At 41.5% G+C, this 24,378-nt stretch carries 23 protein-coding genes and 1 pseudogene; 11 read left to right on the top strand and 13 right to left on the bottom strand.

Translation table 11 applies throughout. From position 1 onward, the window contains the following. The 4 genes and pseudogenes from BP861_RS15470 to mtbA form a co-directional block, all read right to left on the bottom strand. The coding region (locus tag BP861_RS15470) for an amino acid permease (RefSeq protein ID WP_292376905.1) at positions 1–671 on the bottom strand (671 nt) is incomplete at its 3' end. Between the two features lie 298 nt (positions 672–969). Continuing rightward, a pseudogene (locus tag BP861_RS15465) lies at positions 970–2,346 on the bottom strand (monomethylamine:corrinoid methyltransferase). Between the two features lie 19 nt (positions 2,347–2,365). Further along, positions 2,366–3,019 (bottom strand): methyltransferase cognate corrinoid protein, encoded by a 654-nt coding sequence (locus BP861_RS15460; protein WP_292376904.1) that lies wholly within the window; start codon positions 3,017–3,019, stop codon positions 2,366–2,368. Positions 3,020–3,801: 782 nt separating this feature from the next. Continuing rightward, complete coding sequence (gene mtbA / locus BP861_RS15455) at positions 3,802–4,821, bottom strand: methylcobamide:CoM methyltransferase MtbA (protein WP_292376903.1); 1,020 nt, start codon at positions 4,819–4,821, stop codon at positions 3,802–3,804. 389 nt (positions 4,822–5,210) lie between these two features. Between mtbA and BP861_RS15450 the strand changes: the two genes are divergently transcribed. Beyond that, positions 5,211–5,912 (top strand): methyltransferase domain-containing protein, encoded by a 702-nt coding sequence (locus BP861_RS15450; RefSeq protein WP_292376902.1) that lies wholly within the window; start codon positions 5,211–5,213, stop codon positions 5,910–5,912. Positions 5,913–6,159: 247 nt separating this feature from the next. Beyond that, positions 6,160–7,782, top strand: coding sequence for a methylamine methyltransferase corrinoid protein reductive activase (locus BP861_RS15445; RefSeq protein WP_292376901.1), 1,623 nt, complete (start codon positions 6,160–6,162; stop codon positions 7,780–7,782). Between the two features lie 19 nt (positions 7,783–7,801). On the opposite strand, the gene BP861_RS15440 is transcribed toward BP861_RS15445, so the two are convergent. Beyond that, a complete protein-coding gene (locus tag BP861_RS15440; RefSeq protein ID WP_292376900.1) occupies positions 7,802–7,987 on the bottom strand; it encodes a hypothetical protein in 186 nt (61 codons plus the stop codon). A 555-nt stretch (positions 7,988–8,542) separates the two neighbouring features. Here BP861_RS15440 and pylS point away from each other — a divergent pair. The 5 genes from pylS to BP861_RS15415 all read left to right on the top strand — a co-directional run bounded on the left by pylS (position 8,543) and on the right by BP861_RS15415 (position 14,270). Further along, entirely contained in the window at positions 8,543–9,802 is a 1,260-nt protein-coding gene (gene pylS / locus BP861_RS15435; RefSeq protein WP_292376899.1) for a pyrrolysine--tRNA(Pyl) ligase, read from the top strand. Positions 9,803–10,103: 301 nt separating this feature from the next. Continuing rightward, entirely contained in the window at positions 10,104–11,156 is a 1,053-nt protein-coding gene (gene pylB / locus BP861_RS15430; protein WP_292376898.1) for a methylornithine synthase PylB, read from the top strand. A gap of 1 nt (position 11,157) precedes the next feature. Further along, complete coding sequence (gene pylC, locus BP861_RS15425) at positions 11,158–12,249, top strand: 3-methylornithine--L-lysine ligase PylC (protein WP_292377018.1); 1,092 nt, start codon at positions 11,158–11,160, stop codon at positions 12,247–12,249. A gap of 134 nt (positions 12,250–12,383) precedes the next feature. Continuing rightward, entirely contained in the window at positions 12,384–13,175 is a 792-nt protein-coding gene (gene pylD, locus BP861_RS15420) for a 3-methylornithyl-N6-L-lysine dehydrogenase PylD (protein WP_292376897.1), read from the top strand. 288 nt (positions 13,176–13,463) lie between these two features. Further along, on the top strand, positions 13,464–14,270 hold the full coding sequence (locus tag BP861_RS15415) for a DUF1638 domain-containing protein (protein WP_292376896.1): 807 nt from the start codon (positions 13,464–13,466) through the stop codon (positions 14,268–14,270). Positions 14,271–14,285: 15 nt separating this feature from the next. Here BP861_RS15415 and BP861_RS15410 read toward each other — a convergent pair whose 3' ends face one another. From BP861_RS15410 to BP861_RS15395, 4 genes are all read right to left on the bottom strand, one after another. Then, positions 14,286–15,029 (bottom strand): prenyltransferase/squalene oxidase repeat-containing protein, encoded by a 744-nt coding sequence (locus BP861_RS15410; protein ID WP_292376895.1) that lies wholly within the window; start codon positions 15,027–15,029, stop codon positions 14,286–14,288. A 110-nt stretch (positions 15,030–15,139) separates the two neighbouring features. Further along, positions 15,140–15,637 (bottom strand): ferritin, encoded by a 498-nt coding sequence (locus BP861_RS15405; RefSeq protein WP_292376894.1) that lies wholly within the window; start codon positions 15,635–15,637, stop codon positions 15,140–15,142. A 152-nt stretch (positions 15,638–15,789) separates the two neighbouring features. Then, positions 15,790–16,332: a universal stress protein gene (locus BP861_RS15400; protein ID WP_292376893.1), complete on the bottom strand. Its 543-nt coding sequence runs from the start codon at positions 16,330–16,332 to the stop codon at positions 15,790–15,792. Positions 16,333–16,767: 435 nt separating this feature from the next. Then, positions 16,768–17,262: a universal stress protein gene (locus BP861_RS15395; RefSeq protein WP_292377017.1), complete on the bottom strand. Its 495-nt coding sequence runs from the start codon at positions 17,260–17,262 to the stop codon at positions 16,768–16,770. Positions 17,263–17,596: 334 nt separating this feature from the next. Between BP861_RS15395 and BP861_RS15390 the strand changes: the two genes are divergently transcribed. Both BP861_RS15390 and BP861_RS15385 read left to right on the top strand, forming a co-directional pair. Continuing rightward, positions 17,597–18,529 carry a DUF7490 domain-containing protein gene (locus BP861_RS15390; protein ID WP_292376892.1) on the top strand — a complete coding sequence of 311 codons (933 nt, stop codon included), beginning with the start codon at positions 17,597–17,599 and terminating at the stop codon, positions 18,527–18,529. Continuing rightward, positions 18,526–18,783 carry a hypothetical protein gene (locus BP861_RS15385; RefSeq protein WP_292376891.1) on the top strand — a complete coding sequence of 86 codons (258 nt, stop codon included), beginning with the start codon at positions 18,526–18,528 and terminating at the stop codon, positions 18,781–18,783. The genes BP861_RS15390 and BP861_RS15385 overlap by 4 nt, the downstream gene beginning before the upstream one ends. A 105-nt stretch (positions 18,784–18,888) precedes the next feature. Here BP861_RS15385 and BP861_RS15380 read toward each other — a convergent pair whose 3' ends face one another. Further along, positions 18,889–19,548, bottom strand: coding sequence for a TfuA-related McrA-glycine thioamidation protein (locus BP861_RS15380; protein WP_292377015.1), 660 nt, complete (start codon positions 19,546–19,548; stop codon positions 18,889–18,891). Further along, positions 19,545–20,819, bottom strand: a complete 1,275-nt coding sequence (locus tag BP861_RS15375) for a YcaO-related McrA-glycine thioamidation protein (RefSeq protein WP_292376890.1) — start codon at positions 20,817–20,819, stop codon at positions 19,545–19,547. Before BP861_RS15375 ends, BP861_RS15380 begins: the two co-directional genes overlap by 4 nt. A gap of 340 nt (positions 20,820–21,159) precedes the next feature. Here BP861_RS15375 and BP861_RS15370 point away from each other — a divergent pair, with 340 nt between their 5' ends. Beyond that, a complete protein-coding gene (locus tag BP861_RS15370) occupies positions 21,160–21,435 on the top strand; it encodes a YgaP family membrane protein (protein WP_292376889.1) in 276 nt (91 codons plus the stop codon). A gap of 462 nt (positions 21,436–21,897) precedes the next feature. Here BP861_RS15370 and BP861_RS15365 read toward each other — a convergent pair whose 3' ends face one another. Beyond that, on the bottom strand, positions 21,898–22,716 hold the full coding sequence (locus BP861_RS15365; protein ID WP_292376888.1) for an AIM24 family protein: 819 nt from the start codon (positions 22,714–22,716) through the stop codon (positions 21,898–21,900). Between the two features lie 633 nt (positions 22,717–23,349). On the opposite strand from BP861_RS15365, the gene BP861_RS15360 reads away from it, so the two are divergent. After that, positions 23,350–23,586, top strand: a complete 237-nt coding sequence (locus BP861_RS15360; protein WP_292376887.1) for a hypothetical protein — start codon at positions 23,350–23,352, stop codon at positions 23,584–23,586. 309 nt (positions 23,587–23,895) lie between these two features. Here the strand turns inward: BP861_RS15360 and BP861_RS15355 are convergent. Then, a partial coding sequence (locus BP861_RS15355) for a PQQ-binding-like beta-propeller repeat protein (protein WP_292376886.1) occupies positions 23,896–24,378 on the bottom strand: 483 nt, incomplete at its 5' end.

The following is a 24,378-nucleotide window of genomic DNA, read 5'->3' as shown; positions in this document are numbered from 1 at the left end:
ACTGCCCTTGATGGATGTTTACACTCTTCTGCGCACATTGCTGCTCCTTCTATACCAAGGTAGAACCATGGCCCGAACTGTAAGGCTGCAAAGAGGCCTATCATGCCGTTTGGTAGAGCGCCCTGGAAAAGGTACTCAGGGTGAATATCCACTAATCCAAAGGCAGTTGAGAAGAAGAAGGCCAATATTGCAATGAAAGCTATCATGGTCAGGACAAAGTTCAGAGTTAAAGCCGCAACAACACCACGGTAGTTTATGAAAGTCAGAAGGGCAATAACAAGCAAAGTCACAGGAAAAACCTGCAGCTCCGGGAAGATACTCTGTGCGATGCAAGCGACAACAATAGCATCTGCCGCTTCAAGGGCTATATATTCCATATAAACTGCAAGCCCTACACTGGCAGCTGCTCCGGGCCCGACAAATAATCTTGCCCAGTCATAGGGCCCTCCTGCAAGTTTGGTTGCTGACCCGAGTTCACTGGCACAGAGAGCAATTATGACATACATTGTTCCTGCAACCAGCATTGCAAGCAAAGATCCGAGAACTCCTCCTTTTGCAACGGTGAAGTTCCAGCCCATATATTCTCCTACCAGCACGATGCCGACTCCGAGAGCCCATACATGGAAAGGCCGCAGAGTTTTCACTAAGCTGGCAGACTCATGTTCAGACATGCCATATCAGCCCCTTCTTTTTGAAACCTTGCTGGCATCCAGTAAGACCCAGCCCATCAATCCGAAAGCCAGGAGATATATGAGTCCGTTTATTAAGGTCCACATATCCATTTTAATATACCCTCTATTTTTTATACTCAATTATTATATTTTTCCAGTTATTTTCCAAAAAAATCCATACGATTTGCAACACATATTTATAATTGTTTCGCCTGAGTGTTTAAAAAAAAATAGCCAGCGAATTTATCGCTGGCTTTTCAGTTCCTTCAATATAAACTTCAGGCTCTGAGTTTTCGGATTAGAATACGAGTCCGAGCTCTTCGAGCTTCTTTCTTGCTCCGTCGTAGACCTGAACGTATTCGTCAGTTGGGGTTATGGTCTTTACGTCGTAGCATTCCTGGAAAGTCTTTCCTGCTGGGGCACTTGCGTAATTCTTCTCGTAGAGGGCTACAAGCTTGTCCAGAATTGTGTTTACTTCAGAGATTTCCACGCCTGCAGCTGCCCTTGCGACTTCTCCCATCATTCTGGCTTCCATACCAGTAGTCTTGTCGGTCACTACACCCTTTGCGGCTGCGACACCTGAGAGGATTTCTCTGCCTGAGGCTGTGTCGGTAATGGACTGGGCTGATGCCTCAAGGAGACACATCTCAGTGCATGGGCCTGCACATGGGTAGTACTGGTTACCTGACAGTATGTCTGTAAATTCGGAAATTGTTGCACATGCCCATCCTGCAATCGTCAGGGTTTCCCTGGTGTTGGTTGAACCCCAGCGGATGTGCACAGGACCATCAAGGTGCCAGCTTGCACTGCTCATGACAACGGCGTTGATGTGGGTTGCAATGTCGACAATTGTGGTTTCTTCAATGCCACCTGCATATCCGCCGAAGATTGGCATCTGTTCGTCCATGATAATGTCGCTGTTTCCTTTGTAGTGGGCAATAACGGCGATTGCATCAAGGTCGATCTTGAGCTCGTTGAGCTGGGAGACTTCGTGGCTGTCTGAGGAGATCTGGCCGCCATAGCAGTCAGAGGAGATATTTCCCTGAGCGGATAGGGAAGTCTCTGGGCCCTATATGCCCATGCCTGGGCGGCCTGCCATTGCAGCTGCCTGTTTAATCAGACGGGTTTCTGTTTTTGCAGCAAGGACTTCATAAGGGCTGCCGGGGATAGGAGCTTTTCCGCGGACAGAAGTCATGACACCGTCTACTATTGTGTCAACTTCTCTTTCCAGGGCATAACTCATATGAACGGGCATAAACATGTCTTCCGAAATCGGAGAACCTGTAGGACCACCCTGGACAATAGGCTTTCTCTTGTCAGCGACATTTCTCTTTCTTACGTTTACTGCATCCCTACCAGTACCGAGTACGAATTCCTTCTGCACGTTGTTGAGTGCATCCCAGATTTCGTCTTCAGTGTACTTTACAATCCTGTGAGTATCGGTACAGTAGATACCGCATTCAAGCAGCATATCAAAGCCTGCGTGGAAGAGTTTCTCCATCATATCCTTGTCTGTTGGGACAAACTCTCCCTTGAAGTCAAGCCCATATTTCTGCTTGAGCTCCATTGCTTTCATTGGGATCCTCATGAGGTCCCAGTCATCCTGGGTGCACTTCTCTCCTACTTTTGCCCTATCATAAAACTCGTAACAGTCAAATGATTTATTAAACGTCATTATTTTTTTCCTCCCAGGATTATTGCATTACTTCCATTGCGACTTTTGCTGCTTCTGCAGCGTTTTCTGCAGTTGCGTCGGCTCCGATTTCTTCAACCCATTTCTTGGATACAGGGGCTCCTCCGAACATGCACTTTACGCCATCCCTGAGATTTTCTTCTCTGAGCCTGTCCATAAGGTCTTTCTGACCGAGCATGGAGGTGGTCATGAGTGCAGAGCCAACAAGAATAATCTTTTCTCCCTTGTGCTTTGCAGCTTCTTCAACAACGGTCTCGTTAAGAACGTCAACTCCAAGGTCGAGGATTTTAAAACCATTTGCTCCGAGCATAGTGCTAACAAGTCTGTGCCCGATGTCGTGGATATCTCCTTCTGCAACGAATGTAATTGCAAGTCCTGCTTCTTCTCCTTCCTTCTTGTTCTTCTCAAGTTCAGGGGTAAGGACTTCCATTGCATTGCTCATTGCTTTTCCAGACATCATAATCTGAGGAAGGAAAATTTCGGCTGCTTCAAACTTGTCACCTACAATCTTCATTCCAACAGAAAGGCCCTTTGTAATAATATCAAGAGGTGGAATTCCTGCAGCTAGTGCTTCCTTACATAATTCTGCAGTGCCTGCAATGTTCTGACTTACGATCGCGTCGCGTAACTTATCAAACATCTCTTGGTTTGCCATTTTTGTAAACCTCCACTGAAATTCGCAGTTCTATACAGTATTGCTGGGCAGTACAATGTTTCCAGACAATTTTTTTCGTAAAATCTTTGTGCTTGAGCAAAGACCCAAGCTCCGCTAGTTAAAAAATAGCATTTGCATGGGGCTCTCATTTATTGTTCAAATCCTGCCGCCTTATATTTCAGCCATTAGGCGTGAGGAAATGTAAATGTCTTTACGAATTTTCGAATTGTTCATAATCGAAGTTATTCATTGCCATTTTATCCGAACAGGTTCGGACTTTTTGTGAATAACTTCTCTCCTTACATTGTTACCGGGGAAGTTTCCTGCTGAAGACTGCAAACTTGTTTTCCCAGTCAAATTAGCAATTCATATCCCAAATTTCCCAACAGTGTGCCTGCTGGAACTGCCTGGAATTGTTCTGAACACTGAGACTCAATTCCTAAAATAAAGATTGAAATTATACTATATAAAAGAATACTATATTTGTTTATTATATATAGTTATAGAAAATTTTAAATGAGGGATATTTGAAAATTCTTATCTCAAGGAACGAAACCTTTTAATAGTATATCGAATGCGGGCAGGCAGAACATATAATTTTTTGTAAAATACAGGATTAGATGACCAAGACAAACCCGATCAAAGCAACTTAAAAAAGTTATTGGAAAGTAAGGCCGACCTAAGACCGGCGACTTACTTTCTTATAATGCTGTGCACTCTCAGTATAGCGCACTCTTAGATCCGATATAATCTCTATATCTGGATATTTTCAATAATTTTTTTCAGTACTTGTGGCTTTTTGCGCACTCGATCATTTTCTGGAGGTTGACCGTTGGGGTCATGCTGACAGTCCCGCAACCAACGGTAAGTAACCCTACACCTGCGTCAAGTACCTTCTTTGAGGCATCTGCAATCTCTTCAGGAGTTCCATTCCAGAGTACGGCAACAGGGTCAAGATTTCCGACAATGATGGCATTTTTCACACTGCTGGTTGCGGTCTTGATGTCTACTCTCTGGTCTACACTGATCCCGCTTACGCCGGCTTTGTCCATAATTCCAAGGCCGTTGGTTGTGTTTCCGCAAATGTGAAGAACTGTAGCCACATCGAGTTCCTTCATTGCGTCAGCAATTTTCTTATGGTAAGGAAGGGCGTACTTCTCGTAGAACTCTCCACCAATAAGCTCATAGCTTGCTGTCGGGTCAATGATGGCTATGGTGTCTGCGCCGTTTTCAACCATTGCTTTTGCATAAGCTATATTGAAATCCGAACAGAAATCCAGAAGTGCGGGGACAACTTCTTCTCCTGTGAAAAGGTTTCCGAACCAGGCATCTCCATTAATATGCTGGGCAAGAGAGAAAGGACCTATCATGGATCCTATAATCGGGAGCTCTTTTCCGTATTTTTCGGAGAGGATCTTGACGGCTTCAAGGACTACTGCAATTCTGCCTTCTTTCAGGTTGTAATTCCTTAGTTTATCCAGATCTTCCAGGTTCTTTACACTGGGTTTGATTACTGATGGTTGCTGCTTAAGGTCGCCTGCCTTTATTCCGCAGCCAAAAAATTCGGCTTCAGCTGTGATGTCAAAGGGGACTCTTACAGCTTCAAAACCTACTACAGTGTGTGCTGCTTCGGCAAGAGTTGCCATTTTCTCTGCGTCGGCATGGGCTTCTGGCCAATGGGCTCCACAAGCTTCCATTTGTTCAACAGTTCCGGTCTGAGTAAAACAGACAGCTGGCATCCTGTCCACCTGCTGTTTCCTTAATGCACGGTATAATCTTTCTTTTGGGGTATATTCTGTCATCTATAATCCCTCTCTAAGTTATATAGACACGGAAATAAGTTCAAAAATCCATTGTATAAATAAATATGTATTTTTATCCTTTAATTATAACCATATTATAAAACAATGTTGATTAAATGGCCGGAATATGCTGAAAATACCCTCAAAATAAGTCAACTTGTTTTACTCATGCTCTATGGATGAAAAGCTTAAAATAGCGGGAGGATTTGCGGCTTTGATCATTGTTTGAAAATTATAAAAGGTTGAAACGGACCGCTTCCATTAATTATAAACTGACAAACTTTCCATGTTCTCAGGAACAAATTTTTCTATTTATACTTAAAAGAACTTAAGTAGTTGGATATATTAAAGAACTGAAATGATTGGTTATATTAAAGGAAGGAACCAATATGAGCCATTATCCGCGATGGTATTATGATGAATTCAAACAAATTGGCGTAGATTATACAGATTTGGAAGAAGTACAAGCTTATGATCTACGTATGCAGAAATTGAGAGATATTGAAAGTGAATTCAACAACACTCAAGAACTTTTAAAAATTAAGAACTCAGATTTAATTCTTGAAATCGGAACAGGAACAGGGGAACTGGCACTCAAGTTTTCAGCGCACTGCAGAAAAGTCGTGGCTATCGATATTTCGAAAAAGATGATAGACTTTGCAAAAATGAAGGCTGAAAGACAGAAAAAAACAAATATAGAATTTTATAACGCCGGGTTTTTAACATATGAGAACTACGATGAACCTTTTGATGTTATTGTCACTCAACTAGCTTTACACCACCTTCCAGACTATTGGAAAATGATCGCTCTGAGGAGGATCTATGCAATGTTGAAGGAAGGCGGAAAATTCTATCTGCGTGATGTTGTTTTCCCTTCACTGACTTCGGATTATGACAGTTATTTTAATAAAATTATAACTGACCTTAAGAATTCCGCAGGAGACAAACTTGCTGAAGAGACAGAAATCCACATAAGAGAAGAGTTCTCAACGCTGGATTGGATTATGGAAGGCCTTTTAAAAAATACTGGGTTTTGTATTGAGGTTGTTAAATTTGATGGATTTATAGCATGTTATCTTTGTAAAAAATGATATGCTCGAATATATCATATTTGAGGGATAAAAGTAGTTTAATTCTAGGTTATTAATTTTTTTCTATCCAGCTATTAGTAATAGTCTATATAATTCATAAGGTTTAAAATTATTCTTATTATATTCTTTTCCCATTATTGTCAAATTAGGAATATCTAAAATAAAATCATCATATCCCATCTTGTATAGGGCAGTCTACGCTGCCGAACGCCTCAAAACATAATACGCTCCCGGAGGATCTGAAAAAATGTACGGAATAGCACTTGATCTGGGTACAAGCGGTTTTAGAGCCCAGCTTATTGATCTTGAAACGAAGGAAACCTTAAAAACAGTTATAACCATGGGTCATCCCCTTCCTGGGGGAAATGTCATGGATCACCTGGACTTTGCAATCACGACAGGTGAGGATGTGGCTCATGCGGTAATTCTCGAAACCATCAGGAGGATGTTCCTGCTGTTAGATGTTGACCTTTCCATGGTGGAAAGGCTGGCAGTCTGTGGAAACCCTATCCAGCTTTCCCTTTTCCAGAATATCGAAATAAGGGATCTGGCCTATGCAGGAGAAAACAAACAGAAGATGCTTGGAGTCCAGAATATAAAAAGAGACGCTAGGGTGTTTCCTGCGTCGGAGCTTTTTGGGGAAAAAGACCTTCCCAACTGTGAAGTTATCGTGCCCCCTGCAATCAAACACGAAATAGGAGCTGACGCTCTAGCCATGATGCTTGAAACCGATTTCCTGACCCAGCCCGAACCTTCACTTGTCACGGATTACGGAACTAATGCCGAGATGGCTCTTAAAATCGGGGATAAGATTATCACGGCAAGTGCGGCAGCAGGGCCTGCGATTGAAGGGCAGGGAATTAGTTCAGGCATGCTCGCGAGCCCGGGCGCAATCTGTGACGTAAAACCTGAAGGACAGTACTGGAGAATTATGGTTCTTGACAGGGAAATGGAAAAACAGGATGCTTACCTTATTGATCCGGTTACGGGGGAGATAAAGGAGTCTTACGGATGTGAGGTCGTCGGGATCACAGGAACAGGAGTTATCTCGGCTTTTGCCCTTGCACTGAAAAGCGGGCTGATTGAAAAATCTCCTAAACTTCCTAACGGAAAGCTGATTCTGGGCCCTGGAATTGAGATCACTGAGAAAGATATGGAAGAAGCCGGGAAAGCTATCGGGGCAATCCGGGCTGCCCATATGACCATGATCGTTGAATCCGGAATTAAGTACGAAGACCTGGAATATGCATATATGTCAGGCGCCTCCGGAGCCTATGTGGACGCTGAAGATGCCCGCAGTCTAGGTGTCGCACCGGGTTATGCAAAAAAAATTGTCCAGTTCGGAAATACCTCACTTGCGCTTGCTCGGGAACTCGTGATGGAAAAATCCAGGTTGGATGATGTAATTGAGATTGCAAAGAAAATTACTGCCGACCATCTCATGATGGCAACCAGCGATATTTTCAACAATTTCTACCTCTGTGAACTCTCCTACTGGACCCAGGGAATGCCTCTTGAGATGTACGACCAGATGCTCGAACTCTACGGCCTTCCTTCCTTCCCGAAAACTCTCGAACAAGTAAGCATCGAAAAGCGAGTCCGCAAAGACATAGAAGATATAGGATCAAATGGGCTTGCCATCCTCAAAGAAATAGGCATAATCCTCGAAGTCCCGGTGGAAAAGTGCGTCTACTGCAAAAAGTGCGTAAAAGAATGCCCCGAATCCGCTCTTGAAATCGTAGAAAGAGATGGCCAGAGAATCGCAAAATACGACAGCCAGAAATGCCTTGGAACAAGCTGTCGCCGCTGTGTCGGCATCTGCCCCGAAAGCGCCATCGATATAACGAAACTGAAAATCACAGAGAAATAATGAAATAATTTATGGTGGGCTAAATTCCCGCCATTTCCTTATTTTTCACATTTTCTTCACTTGGAGCAAGCTTTGACCCGCAACCACTGAGCTGCAACCGTTGCGCCGTTTGATCACGCCAAGTTGAGCCTTTGGTCAAGCTTTCCTCAGGAAAGGTTGCGATCAAATTTTTTCTAAAAAGTTTGCAGGCAAGCAGCTTTCTCAAAGATTCGCAAAATATTTATAAATTATAATCTTTTTTTTGGAATTTAACCAATAAACATATATATTAAACAATAATATTTTACCTTACTAATTAAGATAACCACACAGGAAGCAAAACGCTTTGTCCAATCTATTTTACCTAGGAGGAAACCTGATCATGTAGATCGAATGGACTCTAAATCCGTTTAGCCGGGTTAGATTCCCGGGGTTTCCGCCATATTTCTGAATCCCGGAATGNNCCTAGGAGGAAACCTGATCATGTAGATCGAATGGACTCTAAATCCGTTTAGCCGGGTTAGATTCCCGGGGTTTCCGCCATATTTCTGAATCCCGGAATGGCAATACAATAATACTTCAATATCATTCCGCCGAAATCTTTTATAAAAGCTGGAGATTTTTCCAGAATATATAAATTGTTTCTATTGTGTGGATCGCTTTTATTTTCCGGGTAGCTGTCAGCAAATTGCTGACTCCGTGCTTATATTCAGTAAGCTGGGATTTTGAAATACTCTTTCTTGGAAATCATCCGGGCTTTTAATTCACCAGGGGTGACACTATGGATAAAAAACCATTAGATGTTCTAATATCTGCTACCGGGCTCTGGATGTCCAGAACTGGCACGCTCCACAAAATCACGCATCATGAGGTCTCAAGAAGGAAAATCTATATTGAAATGGCGTGCGGAGACCATCTTGTTGTGAATAATTCCAGGAGCTGTAGAACAGCCAGAGCATTCAGGCATCACAAATACAGGAAAACCTGCAAGCGCTGTAAGGTTTCGGACGAGGATATAACGAATTTCCTCACAAGGTCGACTGAGAGCAAAACAAGTGTAAAAGTTAAGGTAGTTTCTGCTCCAAAGGTCAAAAAAGCCATGCCAAAATCAGTCTCAAGGGCTCCAAAGCCTCTGGAAAGTCCTGTATCTGCAAAGGCATCGACGAGTGCATCTGGATCGGTTCCTGCACCGACAAGTTCAGCTTCACATTCTTCTGTTCCTGCATCAGCATCTGGTCCTGCACTTACGAGGAGCCAGCTTGATAGGGTTGAGGCTCTCTTGAGTCCTGAAGATAAAATTTCCCTGAACATATCAAAGCCTTTCAGGGAACTTGAGTCCGAACTGCTGACAAGGAGAAAAGGCGACTTCCAGCGTATCTATGCCGATGAGCGGGAAAACTATCTCGGAAAACTCGAACGTGATATTACGAAATTTTTTGTAGATCGGGGTTTTCTGGAAATCAAGTCTCCTATCCTTATTCCGGCAGAATATGTGGAGAGAATGGGCATTAACAGCGACACTGAACTTTCTAAACAGGTCTTCAGGATAGATAATAACCTTTGCTTGAGGCCAATGCTTGCCCCAAATCTTTACAACTATCTGCGAAAACTCGATCGGATTTTACCCGACCCAATAAAAATTTTTGAAGTAGGGCCTTGTTACCGGAAAGAGTCTGACGGCAAAGAGCACTTGGAAGAATTTACCATGGTGAATTTCTGCCAGATGGGTTCAGGCTGCACCCGGGAAAATCTTGAAGCCCTCATCAAAGAGTTCCTGGACTATCTGGAAATCGACTTCGAAATCGTAGGAGATTCCTGTATGGTCTATGGGGATACACTTGATGTAATGCACGGAGATCTGGAACTTTCTTCGGCAGTCGTCGGGCCAGTTCCTCTTGACAGGGAATGGGGCATTGACAAACCCTGGATAGGTGCCGGTTTCGGACTTGAGCGCTTGCTCAAGGTTATGCACGACTTTAAAAATATTAAGAGGGCATCAAGGTCCGAATCTTACTATAACGGGATTTCAACCAGTTTATAAACTGGAAAATCCTTTTTAAATATTCTGAAGCAGCTAAAACTAAATTGGAGACATTAGAACGTCAAATTGAATGGAAAAAACAGAATAGCAGTATTGAATGGCAAAAACAGAATAATATTATTGAATGGCAAAAAGTAAAATGGCAATATCGAATGGCAAGAAATAGAATGGCAATATTGAATCAAAAAACAGGATGGTACATACTCAATATGGCAAAATAGGCTAAGTGACGAGACTAAAATGGCAATTCGACTTTAGTAGGGTCGGAAAATATTTGAAGAATCTATGAGAGGGTGAAATTTTGATCCAAAAAATGGCACTTGATGAATTTAACAGTTTAGGGGAAAAGATCATTGAAGGATATCAATTATCTGACAACGACCTTAGGTTTCTTCTTTCCCTGGAATCTGAAGAAGACCTGGAAAGACTTTACTCTGCAGCGCGAAAAGTAAGAGATCACTATTTTGGCAACAGGGTATTTCTTAATTGTTTCATCTATTTCTCCACTTACTGTAAAAATCGATGCTCCTTTTGCTATTATAACTGTAAAAACGAGATCAATCGCTATCGGCTGACCGCGGAGGAGATAAAAGAAACCTGCAAAACCCTTAAAGGAGCAGGTTTTCATATGGTTGACCTGACCATGGGAGAAGATCCCTATTACTATGAAGACCCGGACAGATTCGTTGAGCTTGTCCAGATAGTAAAAGAAGAACTTGGGCTCCCAATAATGATTTCTCCGGGCTTGATGGATAACTCTACCCTTATCAAAGCCAGGGAAAAAGGAGCAAACTTCCTGGCTCTTTACCAAGAAACATATGACACTGAACTCTACCGGAAACTTAGAGTTGGTCAGTCATTCTATGGACGTGTCAATGCACGTCTTTTTGCTAAAAAACAGGGGTATTGTGTAGAAGACGGGATTCTTACAGGCATCGGAAACGATATCGAGTCCACTATTCTATCATTAAGGGGAATGAGCACTAATAATCCTGATATGGTCAGAGTTATGACCTTCTTGCCCCAGGAAGGAACCCCGCTTGAGGATTTCAGAGATAAGTCCTGTCTTTCGGAGCTGAAAATCATCTCGGTTCTCAGATTAATGTTTCCTAAACGCCTCATCCCTGCTTCCCTTGATCTGGAAGGCATTGACGGTATGGTTCACCGCTTAAATGCAGGGGCAAACATTGTTACTTCTATCCTCCCTCCCGATTCCCAACTTGAAGGCGTTGCAAACTATGACCGCGACCTTACAGAGCGGGACAGGGACATAAAAAGTGTGATCCGCAGGCTTGAAACCATGGGTATGGAACCTGCCAGGCAGGCTGACTTTGAAGCAGTCCTGGGGTGCTAGCTTGAAAACGATCTGTCTTGTGGGCGGGAAACTCCAGGGCTTCGAAGCTGCATATCTGTCTAAAAAAGCTGGAATGAAAGTAATTCTGGTAGATAAAAATCCACAGGCTCTTATCCGGAACTACGCAGATGAATTTCACTGTTTTGATGTAACAAAGGAACCTGAAAAGTTTTTGGAACTTTCAAAAAGAGTTGATGCTTTACTTCCTGTAAACGAAAACTTTGACTGCATCGAATTCCTGGATTCCATAAAAGAAAGGTTCTCCTGTCCGATACTTTTCGATTTTGAAGCTTACCGAATAAGCAGGGATAAAAAAAGCTCAAAAGATTATTTTAAGTCCATAGGAGTCCCGACTCCGCAGGACAGTCCTTCTGAGCCGCCTTATTTTGTAAAACCTCCCTGCGAAAGCAGTAGTGTTGGAGCCAGGATTATCTATGATAACGAAGATCTTGAAGCCCTTGAACCTGGCATGCTGGTTGAGGAATATGTGGAAGGCGAAGTCGTTTCTCTTGAAGTTGTAGGGGATGGAAAAAATTTTGCCGTGGTGAAAGAGACCCTGGTCCACATAGACGAAACTTATGACTGCCACATGGTAACCCCACTTCCTCTCGACCCTTCCTTCAGGCAGATTTCCCATGCTCTTGCAGCAAACCTGTCCTTGAAAGGAATTATGGATGTGGAAGCAATCTCCGGTCCCAAAGGGCTCAGGGTAATCGAAATCGATGCTCGTTTCCCAAGCCAGACTCCAACAGCCGTTTACTATTCTTCAGGGATTAACCTAATTGAACTCCTGTTCCATGCCTTTACTGATGGTATTGAGGAAATTGAGGATTTTCCTGAGAACAAATACTGCATTTACGAGCACATAATGCTCGGAGAAAACGGGAGTTTTGTTCCCGTGGGAGAGCAGGTACTCTCCATGGGCATAGACTACGGAAAATTTTACGAAGAACCCGGAATTGAGATTTTACTTTGCAAGGGAGAGAACCCGGTGTTCACCCTGATTTTCTGGGGCAAGGATAAGGAAGAAGCCGAGGCAAAAAAATGCAAGGGACTTTCGGTTCTGAAGGAGCGTTTCGGAGCGGCTGTCTGAGGAATATTAAATGACTGGAAAGGGAATTAAAAAGGATTAAAGAAACTCAGATTAAAGAAGTTCAGATTAAAGAAATTCAGATTCTAAAACCGGAATTTAAAGAATCTAACATTCAAATTTCCCCAATATAGGAAATGGCGATAAAGATGGCACTCTTAACTCCAAGTGATTTGATAAATATTAATAATCAGCTTCAGGAAGCCGACTCTGCTGTGCGAAAAGTAACAGGGCTTGACATAAAAGACGTCTGCAAAGCTCTCTACGGTACTTCTCCAAGCTCTGAAAAAGTAGGTATCGTGCCTGTAACTTCAGGAAGCGGAATAATAGGAAACTTCTCGGCTTCCCTACATGCAATTAGTCAGTATTTCGGATTTGACAGTTTTGTTACGGATATGCCGGATGTCAGCGGCTATTATGAAGCTGTGCGAAACGGAGCCGAAGTTGTTCTTATGGCAGACGACCATACCTATCTTGCGCATAACCTCAAAAATGGAAAAATAGCCAACAACCAGCCCTGCACAGGCATTATTTATGCCGAGATCGCTTCCAGATATCTGAAAGTCGACTCAAAGGATGTACTTGTTGTGGGCCTCGGGAAGGTAGGTTTTCCCGGAGCAGCACATTTAGTGCAGAAAGGCTTCAGGGTTTACGGATACGATCCTGACGAAACTCTCCTTCAGAAAACTATTTCAAGCCTCGGGGTTATTCCTTTCGACCTTGAAAATCCAAAAAAATTCTCCATCATCTTCGAGGCGACCCCCTGCGCAAATACAATTCCTGAAGCCGTACTTTCCGAGAATTGCGTACTTTCCACTCCTGGGATTCCCTGCGCAATTTCTGAAGAGCTTCGAAAGAAATACGATGTGCAACTTGTAACTGAGCCCCTGGGAATAGGAACGGCATCAATGCTGTACTCTGTGCTGTAACGCCCGAGTCCCGCCTCGCCCGAGTTCCGTCTCGGGAGGACGGTGCCCTTTTCGCTACGCTCAAGAGGGCTGAATTATAATGAAGAATCTGAGCTGAGTCAAGATGATTGATTATGCTGGCAAGATTATTTATTCAATTTTTTTTCGGGTCTGTTAGAGGGCTTGATCACAAGCCTTTTCAAAAAAGGCTTGAGCGAAAACGACTTGACTGCGTGATCTAATGGCTGCGGGTCAATGCTTGAAGGAATTAAGAGCTATATGGCAGATAATTTCTACGGAGATATTTAGATGCCTCTTATGAGTATTATTTCTTGCAAGATAATGCAGGATGAAATAATTTGGATTCTTGAAAATGACTCTTCTATTGATGAGATTATTATAGTTGAAAGCGAAAATGTCCAGGAATTCGTAGAAAAACTGAATAAAGTAAACCTTCAGTATAAAATACTCTCTCTAGAAGACATTTTGTCGCTGCCTGAAATTAAAAGCGATTGTAGGAAATATACAGTTTTGATCCATTTGATGGAACTGGGCCTTCATAGAAGTCCTAAAGAGTTAAAAATTAAGGTATATGAAACCATAAGCACTATCGCTCCCTTTTCTTCCGGGATTTTGCTCTTTTACGGCTTATGCGGAAATGTACTTGGAGACGTTGAAAAAGATTTTGAACAATGTTCTATCTCATGCCCGGTTCGTATTCTTAAAGACAAGGACCATAGAATTGTGGATGACTGTATAGGAGCGACTGTGGGAGGAGTCCAGAATTATCTAAGTAGACTCAAAAGTGTCAGTGATGCTGGAACATATCTCTTTACTCCCATGGGTAGTAAGAGCTGGAGGGAATTAATTCAACTGGATAAACTAAATAGTGATCCCGCAAAAGCATTAAAATTAATGAAAAAGACTCACGAAATGATCGGTTACAAAAGGGTTGCAAAGATTAATACTGGGCTTGAATATACTGAAAATTTCGATGATTCTGTTCGGGAATTTGCAGATCTGTTTGATTTCGAAATCTTGGAATTCGATGATGGTAACCAGGAAATTTTTGAAGATTGTTATTACGAACTCAAAGCGGAAATTGAGGACAAATAAAAAAGTTGAAAGATTTCAAGTCTTTTTATAAAGCCCCAATGTACTCAAAGTCAGAGCAGTAGCATTTATATCATCGTCCTTATTTCCCCAAGCCCCGCTTTCGTGGACATTTTTAAGGAGCCACTTGATAGAATCTTTAACCTCGTCTTTGAAGCCTGCAAGAAGTAGGGCTTGAATTGCCAGGTTGCTTGTGGAGATATGCGTCCATCCGCCGTCTGGTCCTTTTTTTGAAAGAATCCATCTCGCTTTTTCCCGGATGAAAGTTTCAAAGGTTCTGGTTTTTGCCAGCTTATCTTGTTTTTTGAGAGCCATAATGATAAGGGATGTAGTGCCGATCTGTTCCCAGGCAGGGCAATAGTTTTCGAATAACCAGTTGCATCCGTCTTTATCTTGAGTTCCCATATCTGCAAGAGCTGCGAGGACATAGGCTGTATCGTAAACATCCCTGTTCCAGGAATTTTCGCTTTTTCTGGCAAGCAGCCATTTTGCTGAAGCCATGAATACAATCCCTTCTGTTGAGAGGGCTGAGCAGGCCCTTGCGGTGTCCCTGATTGAAGAGTTCCAGGAACCATAGTTATCCTGTTCAAGAATCAGGCGGGTTATATAAGGGTTCGGGAGCGCCCAGAGAGCGTGGGCGGATAAGGTACTTGAAAGTTCTTTTACGGACTTAATTTGCTGGGCAGAGAGCCATTCAAAACTTTTTTTCACAATATCGAGTTCCAGATTGCTTGACATTTCGCTGTGCTTTTCAAATTCCATATATTAAAACCTGACTGAACACCTTACTGAAAGATTGTCCTCTTCTGTAACGACTTTTGTAAGGGCTTTTCAGTATATTGGGATTTTTTTCTTCAGTTTTCTCGGAAAGGTTATCTGGGAGGAAGTCTTTTTGCCAGCTCTTGATCAACTGAGGGAATTACATATTCATTTTTATCGACACCTCTCAGTTTGGCAATAATCTCTTTGTCATTTTCTTCCTCTTCTACCTGTTCTTCAACGTACCACTGCAGGAAAGAAACTGTATCTTCATCTTTTTCAGCGTTGGCAAGCTCTACCAGTTCATGAATTGAACGAGTAATAAACTGTTCGTGTTTCAAGGTCTGCTGAAACATTTCCATAGCTGTCCCGAATTCCATAGGCGGCTCTTTAATCTCCTTCAGCTTAACCCTCCCATCCTGATTGTTTATGTAATCAAAGAGCTTCATTGCATGAATGTTCTCTTCTTCTACCTGGACTCTGAACCAATGAGCAAATCCTGGAAGCCCCATTGATGAACTGTATGCTGACATAGCAAGGTACAGGTAAGACGAGTACATTTCTTTATTGATCTGCTCGTTCAGTGCTTCTTCCACCTTTTCACTCAGCATTGATTTCCCCTCCAATTCTTGAATTTACATCCTGATAACTCTATTCTGCAATTCTTATTTCTCACTATAGTTTTCCCCACAATCGTATCTTTTTGGTTAAAATTTTTACAAAAAAGTAGACTGATATATCTCTATTTTGAATTCTGGCTTTTTCACTGAGGCTCTCCAGATACGACATTGGCTGGAATATCTTTATCTTCTTGATCACAACGGACGAAACTTTCAGGTTTAAACCTCTCACGTACAACAAGTACCGGGATTTTTGAGTTCCTGACAACTTTTTCGGACACACCTCCAAGCATAAAACGCTCAACTCTGCTTTTTCCAGTAGAACCTATGACAATCATGTCAACTTTCTGATTCTCTGCAAAATCTAGAATTTCTTCAGCCGGATTTCCTTTAAGCAATATGGGTGTAGCTTCTACTCCGGCAGCTTTTGCATTTTCTTCTATGCAGCAAATTGCTTCACGGCCGACTATCTCAAACTTCTCGTAGGCGTTTTTTACCCACGATTCGTCCATCATAACTGTGTCAAAAAAGCTTATATCGATGACATATACGACATAGACCTTTGCTCCACTGAACTTAGCAATTTCTATCCCGAAATCTACTACGTTTTCAGAGGTTTTTGAGCCGTCAGTAGCGATCAAAATTCGTCTTTGAGGTTTGGATTTAAGTTCACTACTCTCCTCCATACTTACCCCCTAATATTCTGGATTTATTATTAAACTAATACCATAATCCATCTTACTGTTATACTTTATATCTTTTATAAGTGCTTTCGTGATCGGAAACGTTGGTCAGAAACTTAATTAATTACTCAAAAAACAAGCTCCAAAGAAAAAAATTTTAAATTTTGGAATTGCTCACTACAATTTTCTGAATTTTTATCTTTTTTACGACTCTTTCCGTGAATTACAAGTACTGGAACCTTTGAGTTTCTTACAACCTTTCCGGGTAGCTTCCAAGAAGAAAGTATTCAATATCGTTTTATCCAGATCGAACCCACGAAAAGCATATCAACAGCTTGTTTTTCTGCAAAATCTAGATCTTTTCAGCTGGATACTCTTCTTCCTAACATGTTATGAGCTTATCTAAAAAGCAGCTTGTCTCATTTAGCTACTCAGGGATTATTCTTGTATCAGTTTTTTCTCACTTTTATGTCGTTCTCGAACAACCAGAACCGGAACCTTTGCATGCCTTATAATTTTATCAGATACACTTCCAACTAAAACACGCTCATATCCGCTTTTTCCAAGCGACCCTACTATGATCATATCAATATTATTGTCTTCTGCGAAGCTCAATATCTTTTCAGCCGGATTGCCTTTCAGCACCCTGGATTCAACTTCCGCTCCTACTACTTTTCCAATCTTCTCTATATAAGAGGTTGCTTCATGTCCTACTCTCTCAAATTCATCAAGAGTTTCTTTTGACCAGATTTGATCCAGAGGAACTGAACGATAAGGAGTTGTTTCAATGACATACACGGCATATACTTTTGCCCCACTACACCCAACCATCTCCATCCCGAAGTCCGCGGCTTCTCTTGCAGTCTCTGAGCCATCGGTAGCGATAAGTATCTGTCTTCGCGGCATAGATTCGATTTCAATATTTCCCATAATTTCCCCTCAAGTTCGCGATTTGTATTCCTGGTTTTTATTCCGTATTACGGATTTCTCATCCTTTTTACAGATTCGTTTTTTCCAATAATTGCAGAGCCACAGATCACAATTGGAATTCTTCAGGCTTGCACTCTATGCTCTGACTACTCCATTTTACTCCCTATTTGAATATTGATTTGTTCATATTAATAATTTTCATCCAATTATTTCACTAAGAAAAGTAAAAGTGTCCACTAAGGGAAAAAACATATACTTTGAAATATGATTTATGAAGAGGTGACAGATCTTGGGAAAGTTGGGTAGCAAGTCGGCTCAATTATTTTTCTTAAAAAATTTGTTCTTAATACTCTTTATTATTACTTTCACCTTCGGAAGCGGCTGCATTAAGAATTTTGAAGAAGAAAGTTACTACAATGTTAAGGACATGGACATCTCAGCAGAACGTACAGGAACGGCTTTCATAGACCTTAATGTCACAACGTATATCGAAAAAATGCAGGGTGACAGTATGAAAAATACTTCACTTCTTCTTAAAGCCTATAGCCGGGAAAGCGGACTGCTTGAAACACAGAAGCAGATCGAACTAGGAGTGCTAAAGAAGGGCGATACAAAATCAGTGAGTCAGGTCCTGACCCTTCCGAAGAATGGAGGATACGATCTCCGTAGTGTCCTTTTTGAAGAAAATGTTCAGAAAGGCAATGGAGAAATCAAAGTTTACAATCTTGATGCTCTGCCTGCTGAAGTGCAGGAGACAGGGCTTGGAATTCCCGAAATGGATTTCAGAGTGAAAAAAGTAGACGGGGGAAAAGTCCTTGTTGAAAATGATATCTATCTGGCAAATGAAGGCAGGGAAACCAGCAAAGATTTCCGTATGCTTGTTAAGGTTCGCGAAATGGATGCTGGACTCCTTGCAGATAAGGTCTGGACGCACACAGGAGAAATCAAACCCGAAGCCACAGTTATCCAGACTGTCAACCTGACAATACCCGACCAGTATAATTACATTGTCGAAGTCCTCGTCTGGAACAACGATACAATAGTCGAGCGCGGAGAAGGCTATATTCAGCTTAGCCCCATAGTTGAGGTCAAAGATAGAAAGAATACTCAGGCTCGGAAGATCCAAACAAGCGAATTCGAAAATGTGGTGGAAACTGAGATAATTCCTGAAGAGGAGTATGCCGATAAAAAAGAAGCACCAGGGTTCAGCCTCGCTTTATCTGCAATCCTGTTCTGTTCGGCGGTAATTCTAAGGAGGCGGTTTGTATGAGTGAAACTTTAGATCTGAAACCAGAGCCAAAAGTGGAAAAAGTGTCTGAGATGGGGGAGAATTTCAAAAAAGGAATTTTCCTCATCTCCATGCTGCTTCTACTTGTAGCCACTTTCCAGCTCTATTTCTCCATAGAGCGGATAATTGAAATCTGGTTTGAGCATCAATACATCCCAATTTTCAGGGCTGTTTATAACTTCCTTGTCTTAATTGCAAGTCTGTACATTATCAGGCTTTATATTATAAAGCATTGAAAAAAGAAAATGCTGAAAAAAATCTGAAAATTTGAAAATACTAATGGGAGATATCTGAAAAGAGAGGTCTAAAAAGAAGATATCTGAAAAGGGAGGTTTGAAGTTTCAGGCCTCTTCAATCAGCTTTTTTACAGTTTCAAGCACAAGGACTGCATCTTCCCTTTTTACGTCAACTTCATTGCCTGTGCAAAAATCCAGAATGGATTTTTTCTTTTCTTCCGGGATCAACCCTTTTTTCGCCCCTTCTTTCACAAGCCCGAAATAGCTCCGGTCAGGGTAATAGGTGTCAATTGCAAGCTCCAGGAGGCCATTATGCTCTTTTTCACCCACAAGTCCTGAGGTAAATGCGGCTTTCAGGGTCTCCCTTATATTGACAAGGGGCACGGAGATTGGCTCGAAAGTATCAGGATTGGTGCTTACCGCTACCTCATCATCGGATTCAATTACCCCGTCCCTGTACCACTCGTAAACATTTCCTACGCCTATCATCCCGTGGGTATCCAGTTCCGAAGCTCTGAGAGCTCCCATGCTGGCCCCTCCTACGACCTTTACGCCTGCATCAAGTGCAGACAGAATCTCCCTATGTCCTACCGCAGCCCTGTCAAAAAAGATTCCATCTATTATCCCTATGACCTTATACCCTTTCTGGACGAATTTCTCAAGCTGGAACCTGCGTATGGGAGGCTGATAATTTGCCCTGAGAATTTTTCTTGCGTCCTCATGGCTGATGCTGTTGCCTGTAAAGATTACCGCCCTTGCTGTCATCGTCTCTTCCACGGCTTTTCATTTTTGTTTCTGGAAAATTCTCTCTTTCTTTGGGAACCGATTCTTTTTCCTTTCCGATCCCTGTCAATAGTGAAAAGTTCGAATCCAGGGATTATTACTCTGACAACCGGCACTTTAACTTCTTCTCTTGAGAGATCTACTACTAGCACTCTTTCGGCAAGATCCTGAAGTTTTTCGAGTATTACATCAATATTTTCTGCGGGGCTTTTCTTGGACAGGTCCTGCACTTTGGAAAGGGAAATTTTTTCTCCTTCTTCGAACCAGAACCAGTTCAAACGTTTCATGCGGTCGTATCCCACACTTCGGATAAAACCTTCCCTATCAGTATCTTCCCTTGCTCCCTGAATCTGGACTACTCTTGACTGGGCAGCTTCCGTTATGGCTCGCGAAACTGCAATTTCGGGTTTCAGGTGAGAGCCTGCCCCCATGACAAGAAGCGCCGGATCTTTCAACTTCACGTCGTCAGTTGCCGCAATTACTGTCGGAATGCCGGTATCGGTCGGAACCAGCCAGATTTTTAGTTCTATTCCTGCATCCTTAAACTTGCTGGCAAGCTCGTACAGGTACCCGTCTTCCTCAGTCAGTACGATTTCCTTTCCGAGATTGCGAGAAAACTGGGCAACGCTAACTGCATCCCTTTCTATAACCTCAAGAAGCCCATGGAGAATGGCTTCCTCAATCACGTTTCCTGATGCCAGTCCATTGGTATTGCTAAGGAAGAGTTTCTGGCATTGTCCGGGCGAGTCATATGGGTGGTAAACTGAATTAGAGCTTACGAACACTTCTTCTTTGTTCATCAAATCGTATGCTCCAACCCACTCGCACAGGGACTGGGGAAGATAAGGCTGAGGTAGAAGTAGTGTTGCTGGGTCGAGCACTGTGCAGCTTTCTTCGGCTCTGATATAAGATTCTATAAGAGCCGGAGCGGAAATCTCGCCTTTTACATTTGCGTTCAGGCCAGGTCTTTCTGCCAGGCAGCGCTCAAAGCTCTCCATTATTGCTGAAATCCGGGCTCGCTGCTCGGTCGAGCCCTTGCCTGAGTAAATACTGATCGCTCCCTTTGCGGCACTGGGGCGGATTGCCGAGAAAATAGGTATTCCAAGCCTATCCAAATTTGTAATATCTGCAATTCGGGTAACGCCTATCTTTTTTATCTCATCTTTGGTGTTTTCCAGGGTTGTGGCCTCATCAAATACTCGTTGTGTACCTTCGAGATATGAGATCGATCTGTCAAGTTTTATTTCAGGCATAATTAGAAACCTTCCGTCTCTTGTTATATATTTTGTATTTTTCGGATGTCAATCTTTTCGGGGGTTACATAATTTCTCTTCAGACTTTCTGGGAATATAAACATGATATAAATACGGCGAAAACATGCTGCAAATATAACACAAATATACCATACTGCAAGTATAACACAAACATACTATAAATACGACGCAAGCCTGCTGCAATATAATAACATACTGTGAGCAATACAAACATACTGCGAATAGCTGCGAACGTAATACAAATGAGTACAAATAGAATAATGCTATATATTGAGGGCTCTATAAGTATGTACTAGGGTTTATAAGGGGGTTTTGTCCGATGAATCTCAAAAAATTGTTTCTGGAAGAAAATGTAGGAGGCTTTGATCTCCTTTTCCGAACCATATATGGAGTACTTGCAACTCTCGCACTGTCAACAGGTCTTGTAAAAAGATCTCACTGGAAGTGGATTGTTGCACTAATCGCTTTTATGGGACTCGTTAGCTCGATCCTGAGACACTGCACTCCTTACTCCATTCTTGGGATCAGTACCGCGAAAAAGAAAGCTTCTGTGCAGGAAGTCTATTTCAATAGACAATACTTCAGGAGATATTAATTCTCCAGTTTCTTTTTCAACATATATGCGGTAGTGGGTGTAAAAACCTGTCTAAAATTAAGCTTAAGTCTACAATTGGGAAGTAAATTAGGATAGTACTATTATACACATTTGATTGAAGAAAGAAAGACATTTCTGGGACGTGAAAATGATTCTCAGAGACAGAAGGGAACTTTTGGATCCTTCAAAGAGCGGAAGAGATCCTGTGAGAGTCAAGTTTTGTCATATCTCAAAACATGTGAATGAGAGCTTCATTTTAAACTTTTTAGATAAGAAAGCTGACTTTTTCAATTACAACTAGGTTAACTCTTTTTCTAACTCATTAATTATTTTGCCAGCCTGGCAAGCTGCTCATATTTTTAATGAATTCATCTTTAAGTTTTTTAAAACTTTCTCCCATTTTTGAGCCAGACTTAATCTATCCAGGATCCTGTAAATATAAGATAATTAAAATCAGCTTTTTCACTCACTAATATTTTCTACAGTAAGTGGGTGGTTATACTGTCCAAGTGTTTTATACATGGGCTGTGTGGGAGCCATCCATATCTTTCCAGTGCCTTCATAGGTATGAAGTGCTCCTTCTCCACTGGTTATATTTCCAACCAATTTTTTTGCAGATCTCTCAACCGTAAATTTGATAGAGGATGATCTTAGGAACACAAAGTTTCCATCGACTTGTAGTCTTTCGTTATTAAGCTCATATTTCAGAACCTCACTTAGAGGCACTGGGATTGCAAGAACACATAGGCCCTTTCCACTGAGTTTGGTCTGAAACCAACCTTCTCCTCCAAATAGTCCGGCTGATAGGTTTTTCTGGGACGAAACTTCTACATTGACTCCGCTTTCACAGCAATAGAAAATTCCCTTATCTACAATAATCGGATTATTGTCTAGTTCCATCAATATGAAATGGCCGAAACTTGGCTCAAGGAAAATCTCTCCAGTACCTGAATAAGTAGGAGTGAAGGCAGCTTCCTCAGTAAGTGAATTCTTTATCAATTTCTTTGCAAGGCCTCCAACTCCTCCTATCTGGCATTCTGCACAAATATCCCCTTTGTGAAAGTAAAGGGCACCTGGTTCGGTAGTTATCGAGCTGTTTCGAAGGGTGATTTTTACCTGCTTGAGGCTCATTCCTACTCTCTCAAGATTATACAAATTTTCTGCAAGGCGAGCGTCCCTAAGCCCTCGCAGATTTTTATACTGAAGAATCTCAATTTTTATCCCGTCTCTCTCAATGCATTCTAGCACATTGATATTATCATAAAAATTTTGTTCGATCATGGGCTCACTACCTTTCAGTTGATTTGAAAACAATTCTTCTATGCTTAAATCAAAGAAGAGTTACAGAACTAACGCTCCGATTCCAAAACAGGTTCCCTATTTAGGGAGAAGTCAAGTTTTGTGAACATACTTCGGAAACGTAATACTAGTCAATTATCTTATACGGCTGAGCTTTTAATAACTGGTTTCAGAATTCCAACTATTCACGTTTTTGACCAACAGTAGGTATTTTATTTGGTATAGATGAATTAACAGTAGGTATTCTATTTGGTTTAGGTGAATTATATCTGGTTTTCAACCACGCTCAATAACGCTGTAAAGGCTGTAAATTTAAAGTAAATTTTTTTCTATTATATTCTATTTCTTTTATATAGAATTATCTAAAAAAAATTATATTTTCAAGCCAGTTGATTTTTCTTAAACTTTCGTCCGATATTTATCTTTTACTCGATGTTTCTCTTTTTTTCATAACTGGCCAATATTATGTAGTTCTCTTTGTTCTAAGAATAGATAGAAAAGGTTAGAGTAAGTTTCTTTTTCGAATGCTATGGCGCAACTAATTTCAGTCACTTATTATATATAAGTTCGATAATATTTTATTAATACTAAAGCCAAATGTGAAGATGACAATAAATGAACAATATAAAAGACTGTGAAGTTAGATGTACAAAGTGTAGAAGGTGGTTCAGCTCACAACTTCTTCAGTTTGAAGATGAAGAATCATTTCTGCACTCTGTAATGTATAAAAATACAGAGTCATGCCCTTACTGCAACACAATGGTTACCCATGACAAAGAAATCATGAGATTCGTAGAAAAAGATAGTACTGGTAAAGTCATCAAAGAAACAAGATACTTATATGATTTTTAATATAATATCTAAATTATCTTCTAAACTTTGCAAAAATTCTTTTAAATATAAATTTATGCTAATTCTTGAATACATATTAAACTTATGCTAATCTGGACTAAATTTCTGATTGTTTATATTTTTGCTTACAACTTAAAAAACTGATTAAATTGTTTCTTCAAAGGTCTGCATTTCTTTTTCAGGAAACTTTTTTGACTATTGCCGAGAAAGATAAAATTAAGTTGAAATTATTTTTAGTTTAAGATCTCTTTCTCCATATAAAAAGAACGTTGGGCGGCTTATTTTCTGCCGCTCAAGTTGTATATTCATTTATTTTTCTGGAAGCCCAAAGGCAACTATATAGCCTCCCGGATTGGCAACTTCTCCGGTGTTTCCTGTAGGCACCAGTAGCATACCGTCTCCTATAGACGGTCCACCTATACCAATTGGAGCTCCGACATTGAATTCCCACAGCTCTTTGCCAGTTTCGGCATCATACGCCCTGAGGATTCCCGAGGTTATAAGCGGGGTTTCAAATGGAACTCCATAATCATTAAACGGATACATTACGCCTGTTTCTTTGTTCCCTACAGCCGTGGTAGTACCTGAGAATATTATTCCATTGGTTACCAGCGGAGACACCCAGGTCGGGAATTCAGTCTTATGCTCCCACCTGACCTTTCCTGTCTTCAGGTCAAGGGCGATAATGGAGCCGTTTCCTATTCCATTTGTCATGGAGTCAAATGCAGGTTCAACATGACCTTCACCGGGCCTGCTGAAGAAATTCGCTCCCTGATTGCTTACAGCCACATA

It is taken from the genome of Methanosarcina sp. UBA411 (genome assembly GCF_002495725.1).
Lineage (GTDB): Archaea > Halobacteriota > Methanosarcinia > Methanosarcinales > Methanosarcinaceae > Methanosarcina.
The sequence above is the reverse complement of the archived record's forward strand: the minus strand, read 5'-3'. Positions and strand labels throughout refer to the sequence as shown.

Bases quoted from the DNA above. Each gene is read 5' to 3' on its own strand.
- BP861_RS15460 (WP_292376904.1), bottom strand. From the start codon at position 3,019: ATGGCAAACCAAGAGATGTTTGATAAGTTACGCGACGCGATCGTAAGT.
- mtbA (WP_292376903.1), bottom strand. From the start codon at position 4,821: ATGACAGAATATACCCCAAAAGAAAGATTATACCGTGCATTAAGGAAA.
- BP861_RS15450 (WP_292376902.1), top strand. From the start codon at position 5,211: ATGAGCCATTATCCGCGATGGTATTATGATGAATTCAAACAAATTGGC.
- BP861_RS15445 (WP_292376901.1), top strand. From the start codon at position 6,160: ATGTACGGAATAGCACTTGATCTGGGTACAAGCGGTTTTAGAGCCCAG.
- pylS (WP_292376899.1), top strand. From the start codon at position 8,543: ATGGATAAAAAACCATTAGATGTTCTAATATCTGCTACCGGGCTCTGG.
- pylD (WP_292376897.1), top strand. From the start codon at position 12,384: ATGGCGATAAAGATGGCACTCTTAACTCCAAGTGATTTGATAAATATT.
- BP861_RS15415 (WP_292376896.1), top strand. From the start codon at position 13,464: ATGCCTCTTATGAGTATTATTTCTTGCAAGATAATGCAGGATGAAATA.
- BP861_RS15410 (WP_292376895.1), bottom strand. From the start codon at position 15,029: ATGGAATTTGAAAAGCACAGCGAAATGTCAAGCAATCTGGAACTCGAT.
- BP861_RS15405 (WP_292376894.1), bottom strand. From the start codon at position 15,637: ATGCTGAGTGAAAAGGTGGAAGAAGCACTGAACGAGCAGATCAATAAA.
- BP861_RS15400 (WP_292376893.1), bottom strand. From the start codon at position 16,332: ATGGAGGAGAGTAGTGAACTTAAATCCAAACCTCAAAGACGAATTTTG.
- BP861_RS15385 (WP_292376891.1), top strand. From the start codon at position 18,526: ATGAGTGAAACTTTAGATCTGAAACCAGAGCCAAAAGTGGAAAAAGTG.
- BP861_RS15380 (WP_292377015.1), bottom strand. From the start codon at position 19,548: ATGACAGCAAGGGCGGTAATCTTTACAGGCAACAGCATCAGCCATGAG.
- BP861_RS15375 (WP_292376890.1), bottom strand. From the start codon at position 20,819: ATGCCTGAAATAAAACTTGACAGATCGATCTCATATCTCGAAGGTACA.
- BP861_RS15370 (WP_292376889.1), top strand. From the start codon at position 21,160: ATGAATCTCAAAAAATTGTTTCTGGAAGAAAATGTAGGAGGCTTTGAT.
- BP861_RS15365 (WP_292376888.1), bottom strand. From the start codon at position 22,716: ATGATCGAACAAAATTTTTATGATAATATCAATGTGCTAGAATGCATT.
- BP861_RS15360 (WP_292376887.1), top strand. From the start codon at position 23,350: ATGAACAATATAAAAGACTGTGAAGTTAGATGTACAAAGTGTAGAAGG.